Below are 21,354 nucleotides of genomic sequence, written 5' to 3'. Positions count from 1 at the left end.
CACGGGGTGGCCGACTCGCCCTCGTCCGGCTAATCTGCTCCGCCGGACAGGTCCGATCACCATGCGTACGGGATCGGGCACATGCTGTACAGCCGATCGCCACCCGCACGACAGCGCGCCGACAAGGATGACGGCCCGCACATCGGGCATCCTCCGGGACAGGGCGTCACACGGGACGCGCGTGAGCGCGCGGCGCCCGGGCCGGTGCGGGCCCATCGGGACGGAGACGGTCCGCGGAACGGATGCGACACGACCCCGCGCCGGGGCCGAGATGAGCACGGCCGCCGCCGGGCGGCCGAGAAGAGAGTGACGATGACCGACGCACGGGGGACCGCCCGCCCGAACGGCGAGGCGCCCCGGCACACCCCCGGCACACCCTGCTGGGTGAGCCTGATGGTGCACGGACTTCAAGCGACCGAGGAGTTCTACGGGGCCCTGTTCGGCTGGGAGTTCCGGCCCGGGCCCGAGCAGCTCGGCCCGTACGTGCGGGCCCTGCTCGACGGAGCCGACGTGGCCGGCATCGGCCTGCTGCCGCCCGACCGCCGGCTGCCCATCGCCTGGACCCCGTACTTCGCCTCGGCCCACGCGGACCGGACCGCCGAGGTGATCCGCTCGTGCGGCGGCACGGTGGGCGTGGGCCCGCTGGACGCCGCCGACGCCGGGCGCCTGGCGATCGGCGTGGACCCGGCGGGTGCCGTGTTCGGCGTGTGGCAGGTGGCCGAGCCCTTCGGCACAGCCGTCACCGGCGTACCGGGCACGCCCGCCTGGAACGAGCTGACGACCTTCGAGTCGGGCCACGTCGCCAAGTTCTACGAGACGGTGTTCGGCTACGACGAGGAGCCGGTGGTGTCCGCCGACCTCGACTACGTCACCCTCCAGCTGGACGGACGCCCGGTGGCCGGGGTCCACGGGGTCGGCAACGCCCTGCCCCGGGACCGGGGCCCGCACTGGCTGACGTACTTCACGGTGGCCGACGCCGACGACGCGGCCGACCACGTGGTGCACCTCGGCGGCCAGGTGCTGAAGCCCGCCCGGGACAGCGCCCACGGCCGCGTGGCCACGGTGGCGGACCCGGAGGGGGCCCGCTTCGCGCTGCTGCAGCCGGCGGACTGACCCGCGGGGCGCCTCGGACCGCCGCGTCTGCGGGTCCCGCGCCGCGTGGGAGCGGGGTCGTCGGCCGCGGAGGGGGCGGGCCTGTCCGGCAGGACGGAGCCGGTGGTAGTGCCGTCAGGGGCCCTGTCCACTGTGGCTGCGGGGGCGGTAGGCGTGCGGTCCCGGCCGGTCGGGTCACCTGATCCCGCATCACGACGGCCGGGTCGCCCGGCGGCTCACGCCCCGTCAGACACCTCGGCCGCTCTCACCCGCCGTCCACCGGGGCCCCGCCCCGGGTGAGGCGCGCGTCGAGACGGTAGCGGGACTGCACCGCCAGGGCGGCCGCCATGAGCAGGGCGGGCAGCACTGTGAAGCCCAGGAGGATGGCGGTGTGGGCGCCGCCGGTCTGGGTGACCTCCTCGCCGGCCCGTGCGGCTGCGTACCCGCCGAGGCCGAGGGCCGCCGAGTACAGGTAGGGGCCGGCCGCGGCGCCCGTGGCCTCCGTCGCGGTCCACACGCCGGTGTAGGCGCCGGTCCGCTCGATCTCGGCGCCGCCGCCCGCGCGGACGGTGTCCGGGACCATCGCGAACGGGAAGAGCTGCAGGCCCGCGAAGCACGTCCCGAGCAGCAGCGTGCACAGCACCGGCACCGCGATCCCGGCGGCGTCGCCGGCGGCGAGACCGAGCGCGCCGACGACGAAGAAGCCCTGGCACACGAGCAGGCAGCGCTGCTTGCCCCAGCTCCGCGAGAGGCGGAACCACAGGGGGGTGGTGAGCAGGGCGGGGGCCACGAAGGCGGCCATGAGGACGGTGGTGAAGCCGGGGCGGCCCAGTTCGTGCCGCGCGTAGTACGGCAGGCCGGCCAGCACGAGGTGGGTCGTGGTGGAGACGAGGAGGTAGCAGGAGACCAGGACCCGGAAGGACGGATTGGCGCGCAGCACGTCCCTTACCTGGCCCAGGGCCCGCCCGGGTGCCGTGCGCTCCGGGGCCGGGGCGTCCCGCGGGGGCCCGGCGGGCACGAGGGCGCGGACACCGCCGACGCCGACGGCCTGGAAGACGACGGTGAAGGCGCCGAGGGCGAGAGCCATGACCGCGTACCGGGCGACCGAGTCGCCCTCTCCGGCCAGGAGCGGTGCCACTGCACCGCCGACCAGGATGCCGACCGTGAGGACCACCATCCGGAAGGAGAGCACCCGGGTCCGGCCGTGGTAGCCGACCGTCATGTCGGTGGGCGTGGACAGGTACGGCACCTGGTAGGCGGCGAACAGGGCGTTGGCGACGACGAACCAGCCGGCCACCCAGGCCGCCGCCGCCCACGGCCGGTCGGCCACGGGCCCGGGCACCGCGAACAGCGCGACGAACGCCGGGGCGAGCGCGCAGCCCGCCGTCAGCAGCCGCAGTCGGGTGCCCCGGCGGGCGCGCTCGCGGTCGGAGAGGGAGCCGACGAAGGGGTGCAGAACGATGTCGACGGCCTTCGGCAACAGCAGCGCCAGTCCGGCCAGCCACGGCGCCACTCCGAGGGTGTCGGTGAGGAAGTAGAGGAGCAGCAGCCCGGGGACGGTCACGTAGACGCCCATGCCGGCTGAGCCGAGGGCGTAGCGCAGGAGGGCGGCGCGGGGCACCTCCGCGCCGCCCCCGGTGTCGGTCCCGGCGGTGTCGATCCCGGCGGTGTCCGTGTCGGCGGTGTCGATCCCGGCGGTGTCCGTGTCGGCGGTGTCCGTGTCGGCGGTGTCCGTGTCGGCAGCGGGGGGCGCCCCGTGTCCGGGGGGAACGGCTTCGGACCCGGTGGTAGCGCTCATGAAATCCCCCAACTGCTTGATTGCGAGGTCTGCGGATCCTAGCCAGACTGGGCCGGATGAGGAAGAGCGGTCAGACACCCGATGAGCGGCCCGCCCGGCGCGGGCCGGGCAGGCCCCGGCGCGCGGAGCGGGACGGGCCCCCAACCCGCGAGCTGATCCTGAGGGAGGCCACTGCGTTGTTCGCGGCGCGGGGGGCGGAGGGGACGTCGCTGCGCGACATCGCGGCGCGGGTGGGCATCGACGTGTCGAGCCTGCACCACCACTTCCCGGCGAAGGACGTCCTGTACGACGCCTGTTTCGAGCGGGTGCACGAAGCGGAGCGGGCGGCGCTCGCCCCGCTGGTGGCGGATCTCGGGCGGGCCGCCACGGAGGGGGGTCCGCCGCTGGCCGCGGCGCTGCGGGCGCTCGCCGACGGCTTCGTGGACTTCCTGGAGGAACACCCGCACACGACGTTCCTGTGGCTGCGCCGCTGGCTCGACCCGACGCGCGGCGGCGGCCTGGACCGCGCGTACGCGCTGCCGCTGTACGGGGAGGTCGAACGCGCCCTGCTGGAGGCGGCCCAGGCCGGGACGATCCGGGAGACGACCCCGCACGTCACGGTGCGCAGCCTGGTGTGGGCCGCGCACGGCCACGTCACGGCGCTGGCCGCGGCCTCCCCCGCCGACCGCGAGCGCGAGCGGTACGAGTTCCGCCTGTGGGTGCGCCGCTTCCTCGACGCGCTGTACGGTCCGCCGCCGGCCGGCGGACCGGCGGGGTCTGGTGCCGGCGCCGGTCCGGAGGTAATAATCCCTCGCACGTTGGATTAGGGCGGCGAAGGGCGCGAGGCGATGGGCGCGGAGCAGGACACGGCGGGGCCGGGACGGGTGGCCGTCGTCGGGGGCGGGGTCGCGGGCATCGCAGCGGTCAAGGCCCTCCTGGAGGCGGGCGTCGAGGTGTTCGGCGTGGAGCGCGCCGCGGAACTGGGCGGCCTGTGGCGGCTCTCCGACGACACCGCGGCCTACGAGGGGCTGCGGCTCAACACGTCGAAGCCGCGCACCGAGTTCAGCGACCACCCGATGCCCGCCGAGTGGCCCGACTACCCCTCGCGCTCCCAGCTCCTGTCGTACGTGCGGGAGTACGCGGAGCGCTTCGGCGTCCCGCGGCACTACCGCATGAACACCGAGCTGGTCACCGCGCGGCGCTCCGGGGAGGGCTGGCTGCTCGAACTAGACGGGCCCGAGGGCCGGTTCGAGGAGACCGTCGCGCATCTGGTGGTCGCGAACGGCCACAACCACACCCCGAGTCTGCCCGAACCGCCGTACCCCGGCACCTTCGCGGGCGCGTCCTCGCACGCCCATGCGTACCGCGAGCCCACCGCGTTCGCCGGCCGCCGGGTGCTCGTCGTCGGCACCGGCAACAGCGCGATGGACATCGCCACCGAGCTGGCCGGACACGCGGGCAAGGTGCTGCTGTCGGCCCGGCGCGGCGTGTGGGTACTGCCCAAGCGGCTGCTGGGCCGTCCCACCGACCAGTGGAACGGCGCGCTCGCGGCTGTCCTGCCGTGGCGGCTGCGCCAGCAGGTCTCCCAGGCGATGCTGCGGCTGGCGGCCCGGGGGCAGGACGGGCCGGCGCTGCCCCCGTCGCCGGAGGGCGTGCTCCAGGACCATCCGACCCTGAGCGACACGGTCCCGGCGCTGGTGGCGGCCGGGCGGATCGGCGTACGGGCGGGCATCGAGCGCTTCGACGGACTCCGGGTGCGCTTCACGGACGGGCGCGAGGACGAGGTGGACCACGTCCTGTGGTGCACCGGGTACCGGGCGACCGTTCCCTTCCTCGACCCGGAGCTGGTGCCCGATCCGGCGCGGCTGTCCCTGTACCGGCACGTGTTCCCGCTCGACGAGCCCGCGCTGTCCTTCGTCGGCCTCATGCAGTCCACGGGATCGGCGCTGCCGGTCGTCGAGGCGCAGGGCAGACTGCTGGCCGCACATCTGTCCGGACGGCTGCGCAGGCCGCACCGGGACCGGATGCTGGCCGAGGTCACCTCGGAACTCCAGGCGGCGCGGGAACGGTGGGGTGCGAAGCGTCCGCACATGCGCATCGACGTGGACCGCTACCTCCGCCAGGTGGCCCGGGACCTGACGGCAGGGAGGCGCACGGCCCCCCGGATGGACGGGCGCAGGGTGCTGGTGACCGGCGCGTCGGGAACCTTCGGCCGGGCGCTCGGCGAACGGTTCACCGCACTCGGCGCGCGGGTCGTCGGGCTGGACCTGGTGGCGGACGGGACGGCACCGGTGCCCGTGGTGGGCTGCGACCTGACCGACCCCGAGTCGGTGACCAAGGCGGTCGACGAGGCGGTCCGGCTGCTCGGCGGGGGCGTCGACGTGCTGGTCAACAACGCGGGCCGGGGCGGACCGGCGCCCGCGGAACTGCGGCCCTCGGACGAGGTGCACCAGCAGATCCGGCTCAACCTGCTCGGCGCCTGGGAGGTGACGGCCGCCGCGCTGCCGCACCTCGAACGCGCCCGGGGCCGCGTGGTGTTCATCGCCTCGCGGATGGCGCTGCTGCCGCTGCCGCTGGCCGCCGCCTACGGCGTCTCCAAGCGGGCGCTCGCCGCGTACGCCGACACGCTGCGGTTGGAGGTCGGCACGCACGTCGGCGTGACGACCGTCTACCCGAGCATGGTGCGCAGCCCGATCCACGACAGCACACGCGAGGCGGGCCTCTCCCTGGACGGGGTGTCCCGGCCGGAGCCCCTGGACGGGGTGGTGTCCGCGGTGGTCTCCGCGGTCACGGTCCGGCGCGCCCCGCGCGACGTGGCGACGACCCGCCGCGGCCGGACGGAGATGGCGCTCGCCCGGCACGTGCCGGCGCTGGCCGACCGGATCGTGCGGCGGACCGTCGCCTCCCGCCTCGCGGCCGGCGCTTTCGCGAAGGCCCCGCTCGCCGAGGGCCTGCGACGCCGGCACGGACACTCGGGCTGAGCACGGCGACCTGCCCCTCTGTGCTCCGGGTGTCCGGCTCCACGAAGGCCGCACGAAGGGGACACGTACGCACCGGCCGCGCGCGGCCACCCGCGCGCGGACCCGCCTGACCGCAGCCTGGCCCCGGCCCCGGGCCGGACCCGCAGCCGGAACAGCCGCGCCCCGGCCGGTGTTGGCCGGATCATGACGACGAACACGCCGAAGCCCGAAGTGCTGCACTACACCGCCTTCTCCAGCACCCCCGACGGCGGGAACCCCGCCGGTGTCGTCCTGGACGCCACCGGACTGGGCGACGACGAGATGCTGGCCATCGCCGCCGGGCTAGGGTACTCGGAGTCCGCGTTCCTGACCGCGCCCCCCGAGGGACTCGGCGGACGGGCGTACGGCATCCGTTACTTCAGTCCCAGGGCGGAGGTGCCGTTCTGCGGGCACGCGACCGTCGCGACGGCGGTCGCGCTCGCCGAGCGGACCGGCCCCGGGGAGCTGGTGTTCGCCACCCGGGCCGGCACCGTACCGGTGGAGGTGACCGAGGTGGACGGGGCCTTGCGGGCCACGCTCACCAGTGTCGAGCCGCGGGTGGCGGAGGTCGCTGCCGCCGATCTCACGGAGGCGCTGGCCGCGCTCGGCTGGCCGTCCGCCGACCTCGATCCGGACTTCCCGCCCCGGATCGCCTTCGCCGGGGCCCGCCATCTGGTGTTGGCGGCGGCGACCCGGGCCCGCCTCGCGGACCTGGCCTACGACTTCGCCCGCCTGGAGGCGCTCATGCAGCGCCTGGACCTGACCACGGTGCAGTTGGTGTGGCGGGAGTCGGCCGACGTGTTCCACGTGCGGAACCCGTTCCCGGTGGGCGGTGTCGTGGAGGACCCGGCGACCGGTGCCGCGGCCGCCGCGTTCGGCGCGTACGCACGTGAGCTGGGCCTGGTCCCCGCGGACGCCGTCCTCACCCTGCACCAGGGCGAGGACCTGGGCCGTCGGGGCGAGCTGACGGTGACGCTGCGCGCGGGGGACCCGCGCGTCCGGGTCGGCGGCGCGGGGACCCGGATCAGCGGCGCTGGAACCCAGATCGGCTGACGGCGCGCGGTGCGGCGGCCGACGACGCGGGTACCCGAATCGGCTGACGGCGGGCGTTGCGGCGGCCGGCGACGCGGCAGCCCGCATCCGCCTGGCCGCGCCCGGTCGGAGTGTCGGCGGCGCCGGAACGGGTCGGCCGGGCGCGACCCGTCAGGCGGTCGGCACCGGCAGGACGTCCGGGGACAGGGCCGCCGCGCGGGCCGTGGCCGCGGTCATGCGGCGGCGGTGGTGGCGGCGGCAGAGCACCTCGTAGCCGACCTCGTCGGCGGAGTCGGTGACGTCGCCCACCACCACCTGGGCGCCCTCGACGACCATGACCCCGCCGACCGTACGGGCGTTGTGGGTGGCGCGGGCGCCGCACCAGCACAGGGCCTCCACCTGGAGCACCTCGACCCGGTCGGCCAGCTCCACGAGCCGCTGCGAGCCGGGGAACAGGCGGGTACGGAAGTCGGTGGTGATGCCGAAGGCGTAGACGTCGATGTCCAGGTCGTCCACCACGCGGGCGAGTTGATCGATCTGCTCGGGGTCGAGGAACTGCGCCTCGTCGGCGATCACGTAGTCCGCGCGTCCGCCCTGCGAGAGGTGGTCGACCAGGTGGGCGTAGAGGTCGGCGCCCTCCCCGACCTCAACCGCGTCCGTGACGAGGCCGAGGCGGGAGGACAACTTGCCCTCGCCGGCCCGGTCGTTGCGGGTGAAGATGACCCCCGCCAGGCCGCGGGCCGAACGGTTGTGCTCGATCTGCAGAGCCAGCGTCGACTTCCCGCAGTCCATGGTTCCGGAGAAGAACACCAGCTCGGGCATGGGGGGTCGGGCACCTTTCGGCCAGGATCGGGCGGGTTCCGGTGGTGGGTGTGCGGGGTCGGCTGGGGTGGTGCGGGCCTCAGGAGCGTACTTCGAGCAGGGGGACCAGTTGCTCGGCAGGGGTCATCGAACCGTGGTTGCCGACCATCGCCGACTCCTTCGGCTCCCGCTCGGAGGCGATCAGCAGGACGTCGTCGCGCGCCGCGGCGATCACGTCGCCGATGCGCCCGTACACCCGCTCGTCCACCCGCGGGCCGAACCAGCCCGCCGCGATCGCCTCGTCGCGCGAGGCGACCCAGAACTGCTCGCCGAGCACCTCGCGCCAGCAGGCCAGCACGTCGCCGGCGGCGCCGGGCACGGCGTACACGTGCCGGGCACGGCCCTCGCCGCCGAGCAGGGCGACCCCGGCGCTCAGTTCCCAGTCCGCGTCGAAGTCGATGCGGTGCTCCTCGTCGAAAGGCACGTCGATCATGCCGTGGTCGGCGGTGACGTAGAGCGCGCTGCGCGCGGGGAGCTGCTCGGCCAGGCGCTGGACGAGGCGGTCGACGTACATGAGCTGGCCGCGCCAGGTGTCGGAGTCCACGCCGAAGCGGTGGCCGGCGCCGTCGACGTCGGAGTAGTACGTGTAAACCAGGGAGCGGTCGGCGGCGGCCAGTTGTCCGGCCGCCAGGTCCATGCGCTCCTCGCCGGACAGCCGCCCGTGGAAGGTGCCGCCGCTGAGCGCGACCTTCGTCAGCGGCGTGTTGACGAAGGCCGGGGAGGAGACCTGCGCGGCGTGGACCCCCGCCCGGTGGGCCAGCTCGAAGATCGTGGGATACGGCTGCCAGGCGGCGGGCTGGGTCCAGGGCTGCCAGCGGAGCTGGTTCATCAGCTCGCCGGTGTCCGGGTTGCGGACGGTGTAGCCGGGCAGGCCGTGCACGCCGGGCGGCAGGCCGGTGCCGACGGAGGCCAGGGAGGTGGCGGTCGTCGCCGGGTAGCCGGCGGTGATCGGGCGGCCGGTGCCACCGCGCGAGGCGGCCAGCAGGGACGTCATGAACGGCGCCTCGTCGGGGTGGGCGCGCAGCTGCTCCCACCCGAGTCCGTCGATCAGGAACACGCAGCACCGGTCGGCGGGCGCGAGTTCCGCGATGGCGGCGGTGGTGCCGGGTACGTCCATGCCGGCGGCGATGGTGGGCAGCAGGTCGGCGAGCGATCCGCTGCCGTACTGGGGCACGGGCGCGGTGTCCGGGGCGAGGGGCTCGGGGTGGGACCCCCAGCCGGTGGTGGCCGTGGGCCGCGCGGGAGGCGTGGGCTGCGTGGGGTACGCCATCAGCGCGTCTGGTCCGCGGTCGCCTCGGAGAGCGCCTGCGCGAAGGCCAGGGCCTGGCGCACCGTCTCCGGGCCGTCGCCGGCCTCGCTGACCCGCAGGCTGAGGTCATCGGCCGTGGAGTTGCCCGTGTAGCCGTGGTCGGCCTCGCAGTTGGGGTCGCCGCAGGCCGCGGGCTCCAGGTCGATGCGCGAGACGGCGCCCCAGCCGATGGTGAGCACGACCTCGCGCGGCAGCGTGCCGGGCGTGTACGACTCCGGGTTGGCGACCACGCGGCTGACCACGATGGACGAGATCCGGCTCAGCTTGACCGACTCGGTGGACGTGGTGGCGTAGGGCGTCGGGGAGGTGCTGTCGGCGGACTGCTCGTCGGTGTGGCTGACGATGAAGCGGTTGCCGGTGAGGACGAGCACGGTCACGTGCCGCCGCACCTCGTTCTGGTCGAACGTCGTCTCCTGATGGACCAGGTACGACCGGATGGGCTCGCCGCCCACGGCGGCCTCCACCGCCTCGGCCACGAGGGCCGGGTAGTAGCCGCTGCGCTCGATCGCCGCCCGCAGCCCCTGGGTCGTCGTACTGGTCTTGGCCATGCGCCCATCCTACGGGGGACCGCTGACTGCGAGGCACCGCTCCGTGTCCTCGGGTTCCCGCGGCTCTCGGCGGCGGCCGGGGCGCCCGGCCGGTACGTCAGTAGGCGGGGAGGGTGCGGGGGCCGAGGTCGTCGCGGGCGGGCGGCGGGGCCAGGCGCACGGAGGCGCTCAGCACGCTCAGGCCCTGCGGTGCGACGACGACGGGCTCCAGGGTGACCGCGGCGACCTCGGGGTGGTCGTCGACCAGCCGGGACACCCGTAGCAGCAGTTCCTCCAGGGCGGGGGTGTCGACGGGGGCGGAGCCGCGCCAGCCGAAGAGGAGCGGTGCGGTCCGGATGGCCCGGACCAGGGACCCGGCCTCCCGGTCGGTGACGGGGATCAGGCGGTGCGCCATGTCGCCGAGCAGCTGCGAGGGCGGCCCGGCGATCCCGAAGGAGAGCGCGGCCCCGGCGGCCGGGTCGATGACGGCCCGGACGATGGTGTCGACGCCGCGCGGGGCCATGCCCTGCACGACGGGCCGCAGCTCCTCGGGGGTGCCGAACAGCTCCGTCAGTTCGGTGTACGCCCTGCGCAGTTGTTCCTCGTCGGCGAGGTCGAGGCGGACGCCGCCGAGGTCGGCGCGGTGGCGCAGGTGGGGGGCGGTGGCTTTGAGGGCGACGGGGTAGCCGAGGCTGCGGGCGGCCCCGGCGGCGGCGTCGGGGTTCGGGGCGGGCAGCGCGCGGTGCACGTGGATGCCGTAGGTGCCGAGCAGGTCGCAGGTCTCGTCCTGGCCGAGGGTGAGGCCCTGGCCGCTGGTGAGCTGCCGGTCGACGAGGGCGGCGGCGGCCTTCTCGTCGATGTCGTCGTACTCGGGCACCTTGCCGGGGTCGGCGGCGTCCCGGCGCCACTGCGCGTATTCGACGGAGTGCGCCAGCGCGCGGACGGCGCGTTCGGCGGCCGGGTAGGCGGGGATGAGGTGGGCGCCCTCGGGCGGTGCGGGCCGGGGGCCGTCGGAGGGGACCGGGGAGGGCTGGGCGGTGCGGGGCACGGGCGGGGGGCCGGCCGTGGGCTGCGGTGCGGTGCTCGCCGCGGCGGAGAGGGCTTCGGCGAGGCCGCCGAGCTCCACGTGGACGACGAGGACCGGCTTGGCGGGGGCGGCGGCCGCGGCCGAGCGCAGGGCGTCCGCGAGCGCGGCGTCGCCGACCGAGCCCTCCCCCACGGCCGGGATGGCGGTGACGACGACGGCGTCGCAGGTGTCGTCGGCCAGGGCCCCGGCCAGTGCGTCGTGGAAGTCGGCCGCCGAGGCCGCGGTGGTGAGGTCCCGCGGGGGCTGGGGGCGCAGGCCCTCGGCGAGGCAGGCGTCGTAGGTGAGCAGGCCCAGGGACTCGGAGTTGCCGAGGATCGCGACCCGGGGGCCGGCGGGCAGCGGCTGGCGGGCGAGGAGGAGGCCCGCGTCGACGAGTTCCGTGATGGTGTCGACGTGGATCACCCCGGCCTGGCGCAGCAGCGCGGACACCGTGGCGTGCGGCAGGCGGGTGGCGCGGACCGCGTGGCCGCGCGGTCCCGCTCCGTGCCGGGCGCCCTGGACGACGACCAGCGGTTTGGCGGCGGCCGTGCGGCGCGCGAGGCGGGTGAACTTGCGCGGGTTGCCGATGGACTCCAGGTACATGAGGACGACGTCGGTGTCGGGGTCCTCGTACCAGTACTGCAGGAGGTCGTTGCCGGAGACGTCGGCCCGGTTGCCGGAGGAGACGAAGGTCGACACGCCGGTGACCCCGGTGACGCCGCCGCCGCGCCGGTGCAGGCGCGACAGCAGGGCCACGCCGATGGCGCCGGACTGGGCGAACAGGCCGATCCGGCCGGGGCGGGGCGGCTCGGGGGCGAGGGAGGCGTTGAGCCGGACGTCGGGCGCGGTGTTGATGACGCCGAAGGCGTTCGGGCCGATGATCCGCATGCCGTAGGTGCGCGCCTGCCGGACCAGGGCCCGCTGGAGTTCGCGTCCCTCGGGGCCGGACTCGGCGTAGCCCGCGGAGACCACGAGAAGTCCCTGGACGCCGTGTGCGCCGCATTCGGCGACGACCTCGGGCACGCGGTCGGAGGGGACCGCGACGACCGCCAGGTCGACGGGGCCCTCGATGTCCCGCACGGAGCGGAAGGCGGGCACCCCGTCCAGTTCCTCCGTGCCCTCGGGGAGCGCCTTGTTGACGGCGTACAGCCGTCCGGTGAAGCCCGCGTCCCGGATGTTGTCGAGGATGCTGCGGCCGACGCCGCCGGGGGTGCGGCCGGTGCCGATCACGGCGACGGCGCCGGGCGACAGGAGGCGCTGGACGGAGCGCGCCTCGGCCCGCTGCTCGCGCGCCCGCTGCACGGCCATGGAGCGGTCGGTGGGCTCCAGGTCGAACTCCAGGCGGACGACGCCGTCCTCGAAACTGCGCTTCTGGGTGTACCCGGCGTCCGTGAACACCTTGATCATCTTGGTGTTGGCGGGCAGCACCTCGGCGGCGAACCGGCGGATGCCGCGCTCCCGCGCGACCGCACCGATGTGCTCGAGGAGGGCGGAGGCCACGCCACGGCCCTGATGGGCGTCCTGGACGAGGAAGGCGACCTCGGCCTCGTCGGCCGGGGCGGATGCGGGCGTCCCGTCGGCGCCGATCCGGTCGTAGCGTACGGTGGCGATGAACTCGCCGCCGACGGTGGCCGCGAGTCCCACCCGGTCCACGAAGTCGTGGTGCGTGAAGCGGTGGACGTCCTTCGCGGACAGGCGCGGGTAGGGCGCGAAGAAGCGGTAGTACTTCGACTCGTCCGACACCTGCTCGTAGAAGCTGACCAGGCGCTCCGCGTCATCGACGGTGATGGGGCGGACGCGGGCGGTGCCGCCGTCGCGCAGCACCACGTCGGCCTCCCAGTGAGCGGGGTACTCGTGCCGGTCCGAGGAGGTCTGCATGGGCCCCAGCGTACGGCTCGCTTCCGGCGACGGCGCGAGGCAGGCTATGGGTGCGCAGGGCAGGGCCGAGGCCGCGGTCCGGCCCTGTGCCCGGAGCGGGAGCAGGTGCCGCGCCGGCATGCTTCACCATATGGGAAACTGGTCTAGACAACCCTGAGCAGCGAAGGGCAGCATCACATGGCTGAGCGCCGCGTCAACGTCGGCTGGGCCGAGGGTCTCCACGCCCGCCCCGCCTCCATCTTCGTCCGAGCCGCCACGGCCGCAGGCGTCCCGGTGACGATCGCCAAGGCCGGGGGCGACCCCGTCAACGCGGCCTCCATGCTGGCCGTCCTGGGCCTGGGTGCCCAGGGCGGCGAGGAGATCGTGCTCGCGTCCGACGCCGAGGGCGCGGACGCCGCACTGGACCGGCTCGCCAAGCTGGTCGCCGAGGGCCTCGAGGAACTGCCCGAAACGGTCTGACACCCGGACCCGTTTCACGGTGACCGTCACCCGTCCGACGCGCACCGCATCGGCACAAAGGCCCGCCCGGTTCTCCGGGCGGGCCTTTCGCATTCCCTTTTCCGGGCAGGAAAAGGGACCCCCCGAATTACGCGCCTCTTTGTATACCGCGCCCGTATTAATTCCGTACGCCCGGTGTGTTGACGGAATGTTTCGAGGTCCTCACACGCTCCGCGGGTCCGGCGCCGGAGGCGGGACGCAGCCGGTGCGCGGCGTGCGCCCGTTCCAGGTGCTGGGCGGTGGCCGCCCGGGCCCGCTCCCCGTCGCCGCGGGCCACGGCGTCCACGATCAGGCCGTGCTCCGTCCAGGTCGGGGCCGGGTCGGCCGGTTCCGCCACGGCGTACATCCAGGCGATCTTGTGGCGCAGCCCGGTCAGGGTCGAGGCCAGGGCGTGGCTCGCCGCGGCCTGGGCCAGCGTCTCGTGGAACCAGCCGTCGAGGGAGCGCAGGTCGTCGCTGCTCCCCTGGCGGGCCCGCTCCTGGCCCAGGCGGACGAGGCCGCGCAGCACCTTGAGGTGGGCGTCGGTACGGCGCTGGGCCGCGCGGGCGGCACCGAGGGGTTCGAGCAGCAGACGCATCTCCAGCAGGTCCGCGGCCTCCCGCTCGGTGGGCTCGGCGACGCACGCGCCCGCGTGCCGCCGGGTCACCACGAACCCCTCCGCCTCCAGCGTCCGCAGCGCCTCGCGCACCGGGACCCGGGACACGCCGTAGCGGCGCGCCAGGAGTTCCTCGGTGAGCCGGCTTCCGCGCGCGTGGACTCCCGCGACGATGTCGTCCCGGACGGCGGCGCACAGTGAATGTGCGGGAACACGCATGGGCGACCTCCGGCTATTTCCCGTGCAACGCCGTCGTCAGGCGTCCGTTCCGTGACTCTATTGCAATTCACCGGATTGATTGATGCCGAGGGACCATTCATGCCTGTTTTTTGGACAACATTCGGAGGAACGCGAAAGCCCCGGCTCGGGGAGCCGGGGCCGTGCGGTGTTCCGGGTGGGCGCGGGGCCTGCCCGCGCACCCGTCAGAGGGAGACGCCGTGCGCGCGGAGGTAGGCGACCGGGTCGAGGTCCGAGCCGTAGTCGGCGCTCGTGCGGGCCTCGAAGTGCAGGTGCGCGCCGGTGACGTTGCCGGTCGAGCCGGAGAGGCCGATCTGCTGGCCCGGGGCGACCTGCTGGCCGGCCGAGACATTGACGGACGACAGGTGGCCGTACTGGGTGTACGTGCCGTCGTGCATCTTGATGACGACCTGGTTGCCGTAGGCGCCGCCCCAGCCGGCCTCGACGACCGTGCCGGCGCCGACGGACTGGACGGGCGTGCCGTTCGCGGCGTGGAAGTCGACACCGGTGTGGCTGCCGGAGGACCAGACGGCGCCGCCGGTCTTGTAGCCGGTGGACACGTAGGAGCCCGGGATCGGCGAGACGAAGGCGTTGAGCCGCTCCCGCTCGGCCTCGCGGGCGGCGCGCTCCTTCTCGGCGCGGGCCTTCTTGGCCTCCTTGGCGGCCTTCTCGCGCGCGGCCTCCTCGGCCGCCTTGCGGGCCTCGGCCTCGGCGGCCTCACGGGCGGCCTCGTGCTGGGCGGCCGCCTGGGCGTCGATCCGGTCGGCGACGGTGTCGCCGAGGGTGATGACGGGGGTGATACCGGTCTGGGCCGCGGCGGGTTCGGCGGCCAGCGCGGGTGCCGCGAGGGAGCCGACGACGCCGCTGCCGGTCAGGGCCGCGACGCCCGCCGCACGAGCGGTGCCGCGGTGGATGCGGCCGGGGCGGCGGTGCTTGCCGGTGGCGCGGGTGAACGCCATGTACAGGCTGGTCCTTTCCTTCCCTCTCGCCTACCGGGTTAGCTGACGGGTTCGGAGCAGGAAGGTCTCCTACGGACCCCCTCGCGACACGCGCGGGCGCCCGATTCACCCCAGGGACGGTGGGTCCCCGGCTCCCCTGGCTCGCGCCGTACGGGGACTCGGCGATGACTGTCCGGTGCCGCGGACGCGGCGCACTGCCTGACGAACAGCCCGCACGAAGCTATGCGGGAGGCGGGTCAATCCCCAAACGGATCCCGGTTTTTGTAGCGCATGCCACAGGGCAGACAGGCAGCCTCCGCCTCAATTCGGGCATAAGAGGGCCCTGGTGACGTTCTCGTCACCAGGGCCCCCACGCGGGAGTGCCGCCGCGGCGGTCTACTCGGCCGCCACCACGGTCACTTCGCCGATCCCGAGCGCCTCCACGGGCGCCTTGATCTGCGCGGCGTCACCGACCAGGACGGTCACCAGCCGGTCGACCGGGAAGGCGTTCACCACCGCCGCGGTGGCCTCCACGGTGCCGGTCGCGGCCAGCCGGCGGTACAACTCGGCCTGGTAGTCGTCGGGCAGGTGCTGCTCCACCTGGTCGGCGAGGGTGCTCGCGACCGCCGCCGCCGTCTCGTACTTCAGGGGTGCGACGCCCACCAGGTTCTGCACGGCGACGTCCCGCTCGTCGTCGGTCAGCCCGTCGGCGGCGAGGGTGCGCAGCACGTTCCACAGGTCCTGCAGCGCGGGCCCGGTGTTCGGGGTGTCCACGGAGCCGCTGATGGCGAGCATGGCCGCGCCCGTGCCGTCCGGCGCGGACCGGAGGACCTGGCCGAAGGAGCGGACGCCGTAGGTGTAGCCCTTCTCCTCGCGCAGGACGCGGTCCAGGCGGGAGGTGAGGGTGCCGCCGAGGCAGTACGTGCCGAGCACCTGCGCGGGCCACACCCGGTCGTGCCGGTCGGCGCCGACGCGGCCGATGAGCAGCTGCGTCTGGACGGCTCCCGGACGGTCCACGATCACGACCCGGCCGGTGTCGTCGGCGATCACGGGCGGCACCGGCCGGGGCTGTCCCGGCGAGCCGGTCCACGCGCCGAGCGTGTCCCCGAGCAGCGCCGGGAGGTCGACGCCGGTCAGGTCGCCGACGACCACGACGGTGGCCGTGGCGGGACGCACGTGCTTCTCGTAGAAGGCGCGCACGGCCGCCGAGTCGATGCTCGCGACGGTCTCCTCGGTGCCCTGCCGGGGGCGCGACATGCGCGCGTCGGCGGGGAACAGCTCCTTGGATAGCTCCTTGGCCGCCCGGCGGGAGGGGTTGGCCAGCTCGTGCGGGATCTCGTCGAGGCGGTTGCGGACCAGACGCTCGATCTCGCTGTCGGCGAAGGCGGGTGCCCTCAGGGCGTCGGCGAGCAGGCCCAGGCCCTTGGCCAGCCGCGAGGCCGGCACCTCCAGGGTGAGGCGGACGCCGGGGTGGTCGGCGAAGGCGTCCAGGGTGGCGCCGCAGCGCTCGAGTTCGGCGGCGAACTCCTCGGCGGAGTGCTTGTCGGTGCCCTCGGAGAAGGCCCGCGCCATGATCGTGGCGACGCCGTCGAGGCCGGCCGGTTCCGCGTCGAGGGGCGCGTCGAGGACCACCTCGACGGCGACGACCTGCTGGCCGGGGCGGTGGCAGCGCAGGACGGTCAGGCCGTTGTCGAGCGTGCCCCGCTCGGGGGCCGGGAAGGCCCAGGGCTTGGCGTCACCCGCCTGCGGCCGGGGGTGGAAGTCCATCGTGGCGAGCTCGGTCACTTCGCCGCCTCCTCGTTCTCGTCGGTGCCGGCGGCCGCGGCGGCCTGGGCGGGTGCCTCGTCCCCGGCGGCGAGGGGCTCGTAGACGAGCACCGCGCGGTTGTCGGGGCGCAGGCGGGCCTTGGCGACCTCCTGGACCTCCTCGGCCGTCACGTCGAGGACCCGGCTCACCGCGGTCAGGGCGAGCTGCGGGTCGCCGAACAGGACGGCGTACCGGCACAGTTCGTCGGCGCGGCCCGCCACCGTTCCGAGCCGGTCCAGCCACTCGCGCTCCAGCTGGGCCTGGGCGCGTTCCAACTCCTCGGCCGTGGGGCCCTCCTCGGCGAACCGGGCGAGCTCCTCGTCGATGGCGGCCTCGATCACCGGCACCTCGACGTCGCCGGACGCCTTGACGTCCAGCCAGCCCAGGGAGGGCGCCCCGGCGAGCCGCAGCAGACCGAACCCGGCCGCGACGGCGGTGCGGTCCCGCCGCACGAGACGGTTGTAGATCCGCGACGACTCCCCTCCGCCGAGGACGGTGAGCGCCAGGTCCACCGCGTCGCACGCGCGGGTGCCGTCCTCGGGCAGCCGGTAGGCGGCCATCAGCGCCCGCGCGGGCACCTCCTCCACGAGGACCTCGCGCAGCTCCTCGCCGATCACGTCCGGCAGCGAGCCGTCGCGCGGCTCGGGCTTGCCGTCGTGGGACGGGATGGAGCCGAAGTACTTCTCGATCCAGGCGAGCGTCTGCTCGGGGTCGATGTCGCCGACGACGGAGAGCACGGCGTTGTTGGGCGCGTAGTAGGTGCGGAAGAACTGGCGGGCGTCCTCCAGGGTCGCCGCGTCCAGGTCCGCCATCGAGCCGATGGGCGTGTGGTGGTAGGGGTGGCCCTCCGGGTAGGCGAGGGCGGTCAGCTTCTCGAACGCCGTGCCGTAGGGCACGTTGTCGTAGCGCTGGCGGCGCTCGTTCTTGACGACGTCGCGCTGGTTCTCCATGGACTCCTCGTCCAGGGCGGCCAGCAGGGAGCCCATGCGGTCGGCCTCCAGCCAGAGGGCGAGCTCCAGCTGGTGGGCGGGCATGGTCTCGAAGTAGTTGGTGCGCTCGAAGCTGGTGGTGCCGTTGAGCGAGCCACCCGCGCCCTGGACCAGTTCGAAGTGACCGTTGCCCTTGACCTGGGCGGAGCCCTGGAACATCAGGTGCTCGAAGAGGTGAGCCAGGCCGGTGCGCCCCTTGACCTCGTGGCGCGAACCGACGTCGTACCAGAGGCACACCGCGGCGACCGGGGTCAGGTGGTCCTCGGAGAGCACCACGCGCAGGCCGTTGGCCAGGCGGTGCTCGGTCGCTGTCAGGCCGCCGGAGCCTGCCTGGGCTGTGGCCGTGTGACCCATGGGCATGTACGTCCCTTCGATCGCGGAGGCGGTGGTCCCACCCGCCGTTTCTGCCGGTCCTGCCACTGTATGCAAGCGTCCGGAGGACCGGCGAAGTTCCCGGAGGCCACGGGCTACGCCCACAGCGAGAACCCGGGGCGCGTGGTGGCGCGTGGTGGCGCGCGTGCGGTGCCCGGGACGGGCGGAGTGCCCGCGACGGCCGGGGTGGCGGGCGGGGCGCCTGCCCGGGAGCGTGCCTCGGGTTGTGTGGCTCCTCCGGGGGCCGCCGGCGGAGCCCTCCCTCACGCGCGGGCGGCCCGGTCTGCGCGCGCGTGGGGGCCGACGTCTCGCGCGTGAGGGGTGGCGTGGGGGCCGGGGCCGCCCGCGCGGGCGGCCGGCGGGTCCGAGCGGGCTGGAGGGCGGGGAGCGCTCGCACCGGCAGACGGCGGGACCGCGCGCACTGAGGCCAGACGTCCCGCGTGGGGGTGCCGGGCAGCCCGCGCGGGCTGCCGGCGGGCCCGCGCGCGTGAGGGCGGACGTCCCGCGTGAGGGCTGCCGGGCGCCCCGCGCGCGGGGGGCCGGGGGTCCCGCGCGCGGGGGGCCGGGGGTCCCGCGCGGACGGGATCCGGTGTCCCGCCCGGGAGGGATCCGGTGGCCCGTGCGGCCCGCTGCGGACGTCCCCGGAGGGCGGGTTGCCGGAGCCCGCGCGACGGTTCGGCCCGGTGGGCGCGTACTCTGCTCGCGCCGCCACGACCCCGCCCGCACCGGACGTCCCGCACCGGGTCCTGGTCCCGGTTGTCGGTGCGGCGGTCCACAATGGTCCGCGTCAGATCCGTCCCACGCTCAGCAAGGAGCCGGCAGCGATGGCCCGCCGCAGCACGAAGACCCCGCCGCCCGACGACCCGTACGAGGAGAAGATCCTCGACATCGACGTCGTCGACGAGATGCAGGGCTCCTTCCTCGAGTACGCCTACTCGGTCATCTACTCCCGCGCCCTGCCGGACGCGCGCGACGGACTCAAGCCGGTACACCGCCGCATCGTCTACCAGATGAACGAGATGGGTCTGCGGCCGGAGCGCGGGTACGTGAAGTGTGCCCGCGTGGTCGGCGAGGTGATGGGCAAGCTGCATCCGCACGGCGACGCGTCGATCTACGACGCCCTGGTGCGCATGGCGCAGCCGTTCTCCATGCGGGTCCCCCTGGTCGACGGCCACGGCAACTTCGGCTCCCTGGGCAACGACGACCCGCCGGCCGCCATGCGGTACACCGAGTGCCGGATGGCCGAGGCGACCAGCCTGATGACCGAGTCCATCGACGAGGACACGGTCGACTTCGCCCCCAACTACGACGGCCAGGAGCAGGAACCGGTCGCGCTGCCCGCCGCGTTCCCGAACCTCCTGGTGAACGGCGCCTCCGGCATCGCCGTCGGCATGGCCACCAACATGCCGCCGCACAACCTGCGCGAGGTCGTCGCCGCGGCCCGCCACCTCATCAGGTATCCGAACGCGGACCTCGACGCCCTGATGAAGCACGTGCCGGGTCCCGACCTGCCCACCGGCGGGCGCATCGTGGGCCTGTCCGGGATCCGCGACGCCTACCGGACGGGCCGCGGCACGTTCAAGATCCGCGCGACGGTCACCGTGGACAACGTGACCGCGCGCCGCAAGGGCCTGGTGGTCACCGAGCTGCCGTTCACGGTCGGCCCGGAGAAGGTCGTCGCCAAGATCAAGGACCTGGTCGGTTCGAAGAAGCTCCAGGGCATCGCCGACGTCAAGGACCTCACCGACCGTGAGCACGGGCTGCGCCTGGTCATCGAGATCAAGAACGGCTTCGTGCCCGAGGCGGTCCTGGAGCAGCTGTACAAGCTGACGCCCATGGAGGAGTCCTTCGGCATCAACAACGTGGCGCTGGTGGACGGCCAGCCGCTCACGCTGGGCCTGAAGGAGCTCCTGGAGGTCTATCTCGACCACCGCTTCACCGTCGTGCGGCGGCGCTCGGAGTTCCGTCGCGGCAAGCGGCGCGACCGGCTGCACCTCGTGGAGGGCCTGCTCACGGCCCTGGTGGACATCGACGAGGTCATCCGGCTGATCCGCTCCAGCGACAACTCCGCCGAGGCGAAGCAGCGCCTGATGGAGCGGTTCTCGCTCAGCGACGTCCAGACGCAGTACATCCTCGACACGCCGCTGCGCCGCCTCACCAAGTTCGACCGCATCGAGCTGGAGGCGGAGAAGGACCGGCTGAACGCGGAGATCGAGGAGCTGACCCGGATCCTGGACTCCGACGCGGAGCTGCGGAAGCTGGTGTCCGCCGAACTGTCCGCGGTGGCGAAGAAGTTCGGCAACGACCGGCGCACGATGCTGCTGGACTCGGCCGGTACGCCGGCCGCCGCCGTGCCCCTGCAGGTCGCGGACGACCCGTGCCGCGTGCTGCTGTCCTCGACCGGCCTGCTGGCCCGTACGGCGAACGACGAGCCGTTCCCGGAGAAGGCGCCCGCCAAGCGGGTCAAGCACGACGTGATCGTCTCGGCGGTGCGGTCCACGGCCCGCGGCGAGGTCGGGGTGGTCACCTCTGCGGGCCGTCTGCTCCGGCTGAACGTCGTGGACCTCCCCCAGCTCCCCGAGGACATGCCGGTGCCCAACACGGCGGGCGGGGCTCCCCTCGCGGAGTTCGTCTCCCTGGAGGCCGAGGAGGAGGTCGTCTGTCTGACCTCGCTCGACGAGTCGTCGCCCGGTCTGGCGCTCGGCACCGAACAGGGCGTCGTCAAGCGGGTGGTGCCCGACTACCCCTCCAACAAGGAGGAGCTGGAGGTCATCTCGCTGCGGGACGGTGACCGGATCGTCGGCGGTGTCGAGCTGCGCACGGGCGAGGAGGACCTGGTCTTCGTCACCGACGACGCCCAGTTGCTGCGTTACCCGGCCGCCCAGGTCCGCCCGCAGGGCCGGGCCGCGGGCGGGATGGCGGGCGTGAAGCTGTCCGCGGACGCCAAGGTCATCCACTTCACCGCGGTCGACCCCTCGGCGGACGCGGTGGTGTTCACGGTCGCGGGATCGCGCGGCACGCTGGACGACTCCGTCCAGACGACGGCCAAGCTGACCCCGTTCGACCAGTACCCGCGCAAGGGGCGGGCCACCGGCGGAGTGCGCTGCCAGCGGTTCCTGAAGAGCGAGGACTGCCTGTCCCTGGCCTGGGTCGGCCCCGCGCCGGCCCGTGCCTCGCAGAAGAACGGCGCGGCCGTCGCCCTGCCGGAGCCCGACCCGCGCCGCGACGGCTCGGGCGTGTCCCTGGGCAAGCCGGTGTCGGTGGTCGCCGGGCCGGTCCAGGTCTAGTGACCTGAGTCGGAGATTCGTCGGCAGTAGGCGGCGACTTTGTCGAGGATCTCGTCGGCGGTCTTGGTCCAGATGAAGGGTCTGGGGTGCT

The 21,354-nt window shown here is 74.3% G+C and carries 15 protein-coding genes and 1 riboswitch; of the genes, 6 read left to right on the top strand and 9 right to left on the bottom strand.

Annotation, left to right across the window (positions count from 1 at the left end):
- The first annotated feature begins 312 nt into the window (after positions 1 to 312).
- On the top strand, positions 313 to 1,113 hold the full coding sequence (locus ACIRPP_RS30740) for a VOC family protein (protein WP_403649681.1): 801 nt from the start codon (positions 313 to 315) through the stop codon (positions 1,111 to 1,113).
- Positions 1,114 to 1,357: 244 nt separating this feature from the next.
- Here ACIRPP_RS30740 and ACIRPP_RS30735 read toward each other — a convergent pair whose 3' ends face one another.
- Positions 1,358 to 2,890, bottom strand: coding sequence for an MFS transporter (locus ACIRPP_RS30735; RefSeq protein ID WP_403649678.1), 1,533 nt, complete (start codon positions 2,888 to 2,890; stop codon positions 1,358 to 1,360).
- A gap of 56 nt (positions 2,891 to 2,946) precedes the next feature.
- Here ACIRPP_RS30735 and ACIRPP_RS30730 point away from each other — a divergent pair, with 56 nt between their 5' ends.
- The 3 genes from ACIRPP_RS30730 (at position 2,947) to ACIRPP_RS30720 (ending at position 6,921) form a co-directional block, all read left to right on the top strand.
- Positions 2,947 to 3,696, top strand: coding sequence for a TetR/AcrR family transcriptional regulator (locus ACIRPP_RS30730; protein WP_403649675.1), 750 nt, complete (start codon positions 2,947 to 2,949; stop codon positions 3,694 to 3,696).
- A gap of 21 nt (positions 3,697 to 3,717) precedes the next feature.
- On the top strand, positions 3,718 to 5,850 hold the full coding sequence (locus tag ACIRPP_RS30725; RefSeq protein WP_403649672.1) for an SDR family NAD(P)-dependent oxidoreductase: 2,133 nt from the start codon (positions 3,718 to 3,720) through the stop codon (positions 5,848 to 5,850).
- A 183-nt stretch (positions 5,851 to 6,033) separates the two neighbouring features.
- Positions 6,034 to 6,921: a PhzF family phenazine biosynthesis protein gene (locus ACIRPP_RS30720; protein ID WP_403649669.1), complete on the top strand. Its 888-nt coding sequence runs from the start codon at positions 6,034 to 6,036 to the stop codon at positions 6,919 to 6,921.
- 150 nt (positions 6,922 to 7,071) lie between these two features.
- On the opposite strand, the gene ACIRPP_RS30715 is transcribed toward ACIRPP_RS30720, so the two are convergent.
- The 4 genes from ACIRPP_RS30715 to ACIRPP_RS30700 form a co-directional block, all read right to left on the bottom strand.
- Positions 7,072 to 7,722, bottom strand: a complete 651-nt coding sequence (locus ACIRPP_RS30715) for a thymidine kinase (RefSeq protein WP_403649666.1) — start codon at positions 7,720 to 7,722, stop codon at positions 7,072 to 7,074.
- Positions 7,723 to 7,801: 79 nt separating this feature from the next.
- Complete coding sequence (locus ACIRPP_RS30710) at positions 7,802 to 9,031, bottom strand: alkaline phosphatase family protein (RefSeq protein ID WP_403649663.1); 1,230 nt, start codon at positions 9,029 to 9,031, stop codon at positions 7,802 to 7,804.
- The gene (locus ACIRPP_RS30705) at positions 9,031 to 9,618 is read right to left on the bottom strand and encodes a DUF5998 family protein (protein ID WP_403649659.1); all 588 of its coding nucleotides are present in this window, start codon (positions 9,616 to 9,618) and stop codon (positions 9,031 to 9,033) included. Before ACIRPP_RS30705 ends, ACIRPP_RS30710 begins: the two co-directional genes overlap by 1 nt.
- A 97-nt stretch (positions 9,619 to 9,715) precedes the next feature.
- Positions 9,716 to 12,541 (bottom strand): GNAT family N-acetyltransferase, encoded by a 2,826-nt coding sequence (locus ACIRPP_RS30700; RefSeq protein WP_403649656.1) that lies wholly within the window; start codon positions 12,539 to 12,541, stop codon positions 9,716 to 9,718.
- Positions 12,542 to 12,718: 177 nt separating this feature from the next.
- Between ACIRPP_RS30700 and ACIRPP_RS30695 the strand changes: the two genes are divergently transcribed.
- Positions 12,719 to 13,000, top strand: coding sequence for an HPr family phosphocarrier protein (locus tag ACIRPP_RS30695; RefSeq protein WP_205079543.1), 282 nt, complete (start codon positions 12,719 to 12,721; stop codon positions 12,998 to 13,000).
- A gap of 157 nt (positions 13,001 to 13,157) precedes the next feature.
- Here ACIRPP_RS30695 and ACIRPP_RS30690 read toward each other — a convergent pair whose 3' ends face one another.
- The 4 genes from ACIRPP_RS30690 to ACIRPP_RS30675 form a co-directional block, all read right to left on the bottom strand.
- A complete protein-coding gene (locus ACIRPP_RS30690) occupies positions 13,158 to 13,853 on the bottom strand; it encodes a GntR family transcriptional regulator (RefSeq protein ID WP_403649653.1) in 696 nt (231 codons plus the stop codon).
- A 203-nt stretch (positions 13,854 to 14,056) separates the two neighbouring features.
- Positions 14,057 to 14,830: a M23 family metallopeptidase gene (locus ACIRPP_RS30685; RefSeq protein ID WP_403649650.1), complete on the bottom strand. Its 774-nt coding sequence runs from the start codon at positions 14,828 to 14,830 to the stop codon at positions 14,057 to 14,059.
- Between the two features lie 12 nt (positions 14,831 to 14,842).
- A riboswitch (cyclic di-AMP (ydaO/yuaA leader) is annotated at positions 14,843 to 15,004 on the bottom strand.
- 201 nt (positions 15,005 to 15,205) lie between these two features.
- A complete protein-coding gene (locus ACIRPP_RS30680; protein WP_403649647.1) occupies positions 15,206 to 16,594 on the bottom strand; it encodes a M16 family metallopeptidase in 1,389 nt (462 codons plus the stop codon).
- Entirely contained in the window at positions 16,591 to 17,964 is a 1,374-nt protein-coding gene (locus ACIRPP_RS30675; RefSeq protein ID WP_403649644.1) for a M16 family metallopeptidase, read from the bottom strand. The genes ACIRPP_RS30680 and ACIRPP_RS30675 overlap by 4 nt, the downstream gene beginning before the upstream one ends.
- Before the next feature lie 836 nt (positions 17,965 to 18,800).
- Here ACIRPP_RS30675 and ACIRPP_RS30670 point away from each other — a divergent pair.
- Entirely contained in the window at positions 18,801 to 21,263 is a 2,463-nt protein-coding gene (locus tag ACIRPP_RS30670; RefSeq protein WP_403649641.1) for a DNA topoisomerase (ATP-hydrolyzing) subunit A, read from the top strand.
- The last annotated feature ends 91 nt before the right edge of the window (positions 21,264 to 21,354 follow it).

It is taken from the genome of Streptomyces sp. NPDC101219, assembly GCF_044767675.1.
Lineage (GTDB): Bacteria > Actinomycetota > Actinomycetes > Streptomycetales > Streptomycetaceae > Streptomyces.
Note: the sequence above shows the minus strand (reverse complement) of the source record. Positions and strands in the feature narration are given on the sequence as shown.